Source organism: Rhodococcus sp. NPDC057529, from assembly GCF_042802055.1.
Lineage (GTDB): Bacteria > Actinomycetota > Actinomycetes > Mycobacteriales > Mycobacteriaceae > Rhodococcus_F.
In genome coordinates this window covers 229553-236019 of the sequence record NZ_JBHVEY010000010.1, presented here as the reverse complement: position 1 = coordinate 236019, position 6467 = coordinate 229553, and the positions used below count along the sequence as shown (strand labels likewise).

At 68.5% G+C, this 6467-nt stretch carries 4 protein-coding genes; all 4 read right to left on the bottom strand.

Going from position 1 to position 6467, the window contains the following annotated elements:
• Positions 1-107: 107 nt before the first annotated feature.
• Positions 108-1679: a glutamine-hydrolyzing GMP synthase gene (guaA, locus tag ACFU5V_RS21565; protein WP_378440918.1), complete on the bottom strand. Its 1572-nt coding sequence runs from the start codon at positions 1677-1679 to the stop codon at positions 108-110.
• Positions 1680-1743: 64 nt separating this feature from the next.
• The gene (locus ACFU5V_RS21560) at positions 1744-3486 is read right to left on the bottom strand and encodes a GMC family oxidoreductase N-terminal domain-containing protein (RefSeq protein ID WP_378701720.1); all 1743 of its coding nucleotides are present in this window, start codon (positions 3484-3486) and stop codon (positions 1744-1746) included.
• 209 nt (positions 3487-3695) lie between these two features.
• Positions 3696-4835: a GuaB3 family IMP dehydrogenase-related protein gene (locus ACFU5V_RS21555; RefSeq protein ID WP_378440922.1), complete on the bottom strand. Its 1140-nt coding sequence runs from the start codon at positions 4833-4835 to the stop codon at positions 3696-3698.
• A gap of 33 nt (positions 4836-4868) precedes the next feature.
• Entirely contained in the window at positions 4869-6392 is a 1524-nt protein-coding gene (gene guaB, locus ACFU5V_RS21550; RefSeq protein WP_378440924.1) for an IMP dehydrogenase, read from the bottom strand.
• Positions 6393-6467 lie beyond the last annotated feature (75 nt).

Here is a 6467-nt window from a genome sequence, read left to right as displayed (position 1 = left end):
GCGCATAGACCCTCCCGGATCTTTAGCCTAATCCTCCCTGCAGGGGCGGCGGGTCCCCCTCGCCCCACCCAACAGCAGCCCCCCCCCCCCCCCCCGCGCACTGTGCGTCACTCCCACTCGATGGTGCCCGGCGGCTTGCTCGTGATGTCCAGCACGACCCGGTTGACGTCGTGAACCTCGTTGGTGATCCGGGTGGAGATCCGCTCGAGAACGTCGTAGGGCAGTCGCGTCCAGTCCGCGGTCATCGCGTCCTCGCTGGACACGGGGCGGAGCACGATCGGGTGCCCGTAGGTGCGTCCGTCGCCCTGCACGCCGACGCTGCGGACGTCGGCGAGCAGCACCACCGGGCACTGCCAGATCTGGCCGTCGAGCCCGGCGGCCGTCAACTCTTCGCGCGCAATGGAATCCGCGTGACGCAGCAGGTCGAGCCGCTCCTGGGTGACCTCGCCGATGATGCGGATGCCGAGCCCGGGGCCGGGGAACGGCTGGCGTCCCACGATCTCCTCGGGCAGGCCCAGCTCGCGTCCCACCGCGCGGACCTCGTCCTTGAACAGCAGGCGCAGCGGTTCGACGAGCGTGAACTGCAGGTCTTCGGGCAGGCCGCCGACATTGTGGTGGCTCTTGATGTTGGCCGTGCCGGTGCCGCCACCGGATTCGACGACGTCGGGGTACAACGTGCCCTGCACGAGGAATTCGACCGTGTCGCCGTGCGCGGCGTTCTCGCCGAGCACGTCGCTGACGGCGCCCTCGAAGCTGCGGATGAACTCGCGGCCGATGATCTTGCGCTTGGTCTCCGGGTCGGACACCCCGGCCAGTTCACCGATGAAGGTGTCGGCGGCGTCGACCGTGATGAGCCGGGCGCCGGTGGCGGCGACGAAATCCTGCTCGACCTGCGCACGCTCCCCGGCCCGCATCAGGCCGTGGTCGACGAACACACACGTCAGGTTGTCGCCGATCGCGCGCTGCACGAGCGCCGCCGCGACAGCCGAGTCCACACCACCCGACAGTCCGCAGATCGCCTTGCCGTCGCCGACCTGCTCGCGGACCTGCTCGACGAGGGCGTCGGCGATGTTCGCGGCCGTCCAGGCCGGGGGGATGCCCGCGATCTCGTGGAGGAACCGGCTGAGCACCTGCTGGCCGTGCGGCGAGTGCAGAACCTCCGGGTGGTACTGCACACCGGCGAGCCTGCGGGCCCGGTCCTCGAACGCGGCGACGGGTGCGCCCTCACTGGTGGCCGTCACCTCGAAGCCGTCGGGGGCCTCGGTGACGGCATCGCCGTGACTCATCCACACGGGCTGACTGGACGGCAGTCCCTCGTGCAGCAGACCGCCCTGCACCTTCAGGTCGGTGCGTCCGTACTCACGGGTGCCGGTGTGGGCGACCGTCCCGCCCAGTGCACCGGCCATGGCCTGGAATCCGTAGCAGATGCCGAATACCGGGACTTCCAGATCGAACAGGGCCGGATCGAGCTGGGGCGCCCCGTCGGCATAGACGCTCGACGGCCCGCCCGACAGCACCACGGCGAGCGGATTCTTGGCCGCGATCTCCTCGACGGTCGCGGTGTGCGGGACCACCTCGGAGTAGACCTTGGCCTCACGCACCCGCCGGGCGATCAGCTGCGCGTACTGCGCGCCGAAGTCGACGACGAGGACCGGTCTCTGTTGCTCGATATCTGCCACCGGGTCAGTCTAATCGGCGCAGCTCTGTGGTCTGCGCGACCCCACGGCCCGACCCTCGCCGGCGCTATGCAACACCGTGCTTCCGGGTGTCGGGCAGCACCGAGCCGTTTCGGATCTCGACGATCGGCAGCACCAGCGCGGCGGGCGCGCCTTCCGGGACGACCGGCTCGATCGGCGCGATCGGGTTCAGGCGCCGGTATCCCTCCCCCTGCGCCGGACGCAGATCCACGTCACCCTTGTTCGGCCACAGGGACGCCGCACGCTCGGCCTGCGCCGAGATCGTCAGCGACGGGTTGACGCCCAGGTTCGCGGACACGGCCGAACCGTCGACCACACTCAGCGTCGGGTAACCCCACACTCGGTGGTACGGGTCGATGACGCCGTTCGACGGTTCCGACGCAATCGTGCAGCCACCGAGGAAGTGCGCGGTGAGCGGGATGTTGAACACATCGCCCCAGGTGCCGCCCGCGCGACCGTCGATCTTCTCCGCAATCCGCCGGGTCGCCTCGTTGCCGGCCGGGATCCAGCTGGGGTTCGGCTGACCGTGGCCCTGCTTGCTGGTGACCTTGCGCCGGCCGAACAATCCCTTCTTCGTGTACGTGGTGATGGAGTTGTCGAGGTTCTGCATCACCAGTGCGATGATCGTGCGCTCACTCCACTTGTACGGGGTGAGGACCTTCAGCGCCGTCGGATCCTTCGCGAGTTCCCTGAGGAACGTCATCCACCGCCTGCCGCCGCCGTCGGTCAGCAGCGTCTGCAGCATGGCCATCGAGTTCGACCCCTTGCCGTAACGCACCGGCTCCACATGGGTGTCGGACGTCGGGTGGAACGACGACGTGATGGCGACGCCCTTCGTGAGCTCGAGCGCGGGATCCACCTTGTTCTTGGCGGCGCCGAGGATCGACTCCGAGTTGGTGCGGGTGAGTACACCCAGCCGGTCGGAGATCTTGGGCAGCGCGCCCGACTCCTTCTGGTCGAACAGCAGATGCTGAGTGCCCCACGTGCCGGCGGCGAGGACGACGTTCGCCGCGGTGTACGTCGTGCGGTTCCGGTTCTTCCGCGGCCCGCTGCGCCGGGTGAAGACGTCCCAGGTGCCGTCGGGCGCCTCGCGCAGTCCGCTGACCGTCGTCATCGGGATGATCTCGGCGCCGGCCTTCTCCGCGAGGCCCAGGTAGTTTTTGAGCAGGGTGTTCTTGGCGCCGTGCCGGCATCCGGTCATGCATTCGCCGCACTCGATGCATCCGGTGCGGTCGGGGCCGACGCCGCCGAAGTAGGGGTCGGGCACGGTCTTGCCCGCTTCGCCGAAGAACACGCCGACCGGGGTCTGGATGAACGTGTCGCCCACGCCCATGTCCTCGGCGACCGACTTGATGATCTCGTCCGCGGGGGTCATGTGCGGATTCCGGACGACGCCGAGCATCTTGCGGGCCTGCTCGTAGAACGGCGTGAGCTCGTCGTGCCAGTCGGTGATGTGCGACCACTGCTTGTCCTGGAAGAAGGAGGCAGGCGGCTTGTAGAGGGTGTTCGCGTAGTTGAGTGACCCGCCGCCGACGCCGGCGCCGGCGAGGATGAGGCAGTCGCGGAGCAGGTGGACGCGCTGGATGCCGAAGAACCCGAGGGCGGGCGCCCAGAGGAATTTCTTGAGATCCCAGCTGGTCTTCGCGAAGTCCGCGTCGGCGTAGCGACGGCCCGCCTCGAGGATGCCGACCTTGTACCCCTTTTCGACCAAACGGAGCGCGGTGACACTGCCACCGAATCCGGAACCGACGATGAGGACGTCGTAATCCGTTGTGCGCTGCTTGCTCATCACTCGACCTCCAACGAACCTGAGTTTATTACTCGCCAGTATGCACCCGGTGGTTGTGACAGCTGCCACAAGGGTCACCTTAACTGTAACGAGAGGTATCAGGAATGGTCGCGATACCCGCAAACGCACGTCGCCCGATGCCGTACCGGCGCAGTTGAACTGCACCGATGCGACATCGGGCGACGAGAGAAGCCGTGGCGGCGTTCGCCTCAGGCGCGGACCGTCAGGCCTACTTTCTGGAATTCCTTCAGATCGGAGTACCCCGCCTTCGCCATCGAGCGGCGCAGTCCACCGACCAGGTTCAGCGAACCGAACGGGTCGTCCGACGGGCCGGTCAGGACCCGGTCCAGCGACGGGCGGTCACCGAACGAGACCGGCAGCATCGTGCCGCGCGGCACCGACGGGTGCGCGGCAGCCGACGGCCAGTACCAGCCGCCGCCGGGTGCCTCCGCGGCAACGGCCAGCGGCGCGCCCAGGACCGCGGCGTCCGCGCCACAGGCGATCGCCTTCGCGAGGTCGCCCGAAGACGTGATGTCGCCGTCCGCGATGACGTGGACGTAGCGTCCGCCCGTCTCGTCGAGGTAGTCGCGGCGGGCGGCCGCGGCGTCCGCGATGGCCGTCGCCATCGGGAGACCGATGCCCAGCACCTCACCGGTGGTCGTGGCGCCCTCGGTGGAGCCGTACCCGACGATCACCCCGGCCGCGCCCGTCCGCATCAGGTGCAGAGCGGTGCGGTGATCGCTCACCCCACCGGCCACGACGGGGACGTCCAGTTCGGAGATGAACGTCTTCAGGTTCAGCGGCTCGCTGTCGCCGTGGGCGACGTGCTCGGCGGAGATGATCGTGCCGTGCACGACCAGAAGATCGATGCCCGCTTCCAGCAGTTGCGGGGTCAGCGCCCGCGCGTTCTGCGGACTCACCCGCACCGCGGTCGTGACACCCGCGTCACGGACCTGCGCGACGGCCGCGGCCAGGAGCCCCGGCTGCAACGGTGCCGCGTGCAGTTCCTGCAGCTTCTTGATCGGCGCCTCGACGTCGACGTCCGACTCCGCCAGCGCGACGAGTTCGGCGAGCTTGGCCTCGACGTCCGCGTGCCGGCCCCACAGACCCTCACCGTTGATGACCCCGAGGCCACCGCGCTTGCCGAGTTCGATCGCGAACGACGGCGACACGAGCGCGTCGGTCGGATGCGTCAGCACCGGAATGTCGAACCGGTACGCGTCGAGCTGCCAGGACGTCGACACCTCCTTGGAGGAGCGGGTCCGGCGGGAGGGGACGATGTCGATGTCGTCCAGCTCATAGGTTCGTCGGGCTGTTCGGCCCATGCCGATCTCAACGAGGTCGCGCACGCGCGCCCCTTTCTCGTGAATCGTGACTGGTTGCTAGCGAGCGGTGTAGTTGGGAGCTTCGACCGTCATCGTGATGTCGTGCGGGTGGCTCTCCTTCAGGCCCGCAGCGGTGATCTGCACGAACTGCGCGTTCTGCAGCTCCTCGATCGACGACGCTCCCGTGTAACCCATGGCGGCCCGCAGACCACCCGTGAGCTGGTGCGTGACCTGGGACAGCGGACCGCGGAACGCGACCCGGCCCTCGATGCCCTCCGGGACCAGCTTGTCCTCGGACAGCACGTCGTCCTGGAAGTAACGGTCCTTGGAATACGACTTCGCGGCCCCGCGGCTCTGCATCGCGCCGAGCGACCCCATGCCGCGGTAGCTCTTGTACTGCTTGCCGTTGACCAGGATCAGCTCACCCGGCGACTCCGCGGTGCCTGCGAGCAGCGAACCGAGCATCGCCGTCGACGCGCCTGCCGCGAGGGCCTTCGCGATGTCGCCGGAGAACTGCAGTCCACCGTCGGCGATCACCGGCACACCGTGCGGCTTGGCCGCGGCGACCGCTTCGAGGATCGCGGTGATCTGCGGGGCGCCGACACCGGCGATGACGCGGGTGGTGCAGATGGAGCCGGGACCGACACCGACCTTGACCGCGTCGACACCGGCCTCGATGAGGGCGGCCGCACCGCTACGGGTGGCGACGTTGCCGCCGATGATCTGCACGCGCTCGTCGACCTCGGCCTTGAGCTTGGAAATCATGTCCAGCACACCGGCCGAATGACCGTGGGCGCTGTCGACGACGAGAACGTCGACTCCGGCGTCGGTGAGAGCCATTGCGCGGCTCCACGCCTCGTCGCCCACACCCACGGCGGCGCCGACCAGGAGCCGGCCGTCGCGGTCCTTGGTGGCGTCCGGGTGCTGCTCGGTCTTGACGAAGTCCTTGACCGTGATGAGGCCGGTGAGCTTGCCCTGCCCGTCCACGATCGGCAGCTTCTCGATCTTGTGGCGGCGCAGCAGGCCCAGCGCCACCTCGGCGGTGACACCCTCCTGGGCGGTGATCAGCGGCGCCTTCGTCATGACCTCGGACACGGCGCGGTTCTGGTCGACCTCGAAACGCATGTCGCGGTTGGTGATGATGCCGACGAGCTGGCCGGCCGCGTCGGTGACCGGGAGTCCGGAGATCCGGAACCGGGCGCACTTGGCGTCGACCTCGGCGAGGGTGTCGGACGGTGTGCAGGTGACCGGGTCGGTGACCATGCCGGCCTCGGACCGCTTGACCGTCTCCACCTGCCCGGCCTGCGCCTCGACGGACAGGTTGCGGTGCAGCACGCCCATGCCGCCCGCGCGGGCCATGGCGATGGCCATCCGCGCCTCGGTGACGGTGTCCATCGCGGAGCTGACGAGCGGCACCCGCAACCGGATGTCCCTGGTCAGCTGGCTGGACGTGTCGACCTGGCCGGGGATGACATTCGACGCCGCCGGCAAGAGCAGGACGTCGTCGTACGTGAGACCCAGCATCGCGACCTTGTTCGGGTCGTCACCGCCGGTGTGTACATGCCCTGCTGAACTTGTCATGCGGTTCGGGCCCTCCATGGAACATAGGTGCAGCGCCGGTGGCGCCGTCTGCGGACATTCAGATCTGGTGAACTT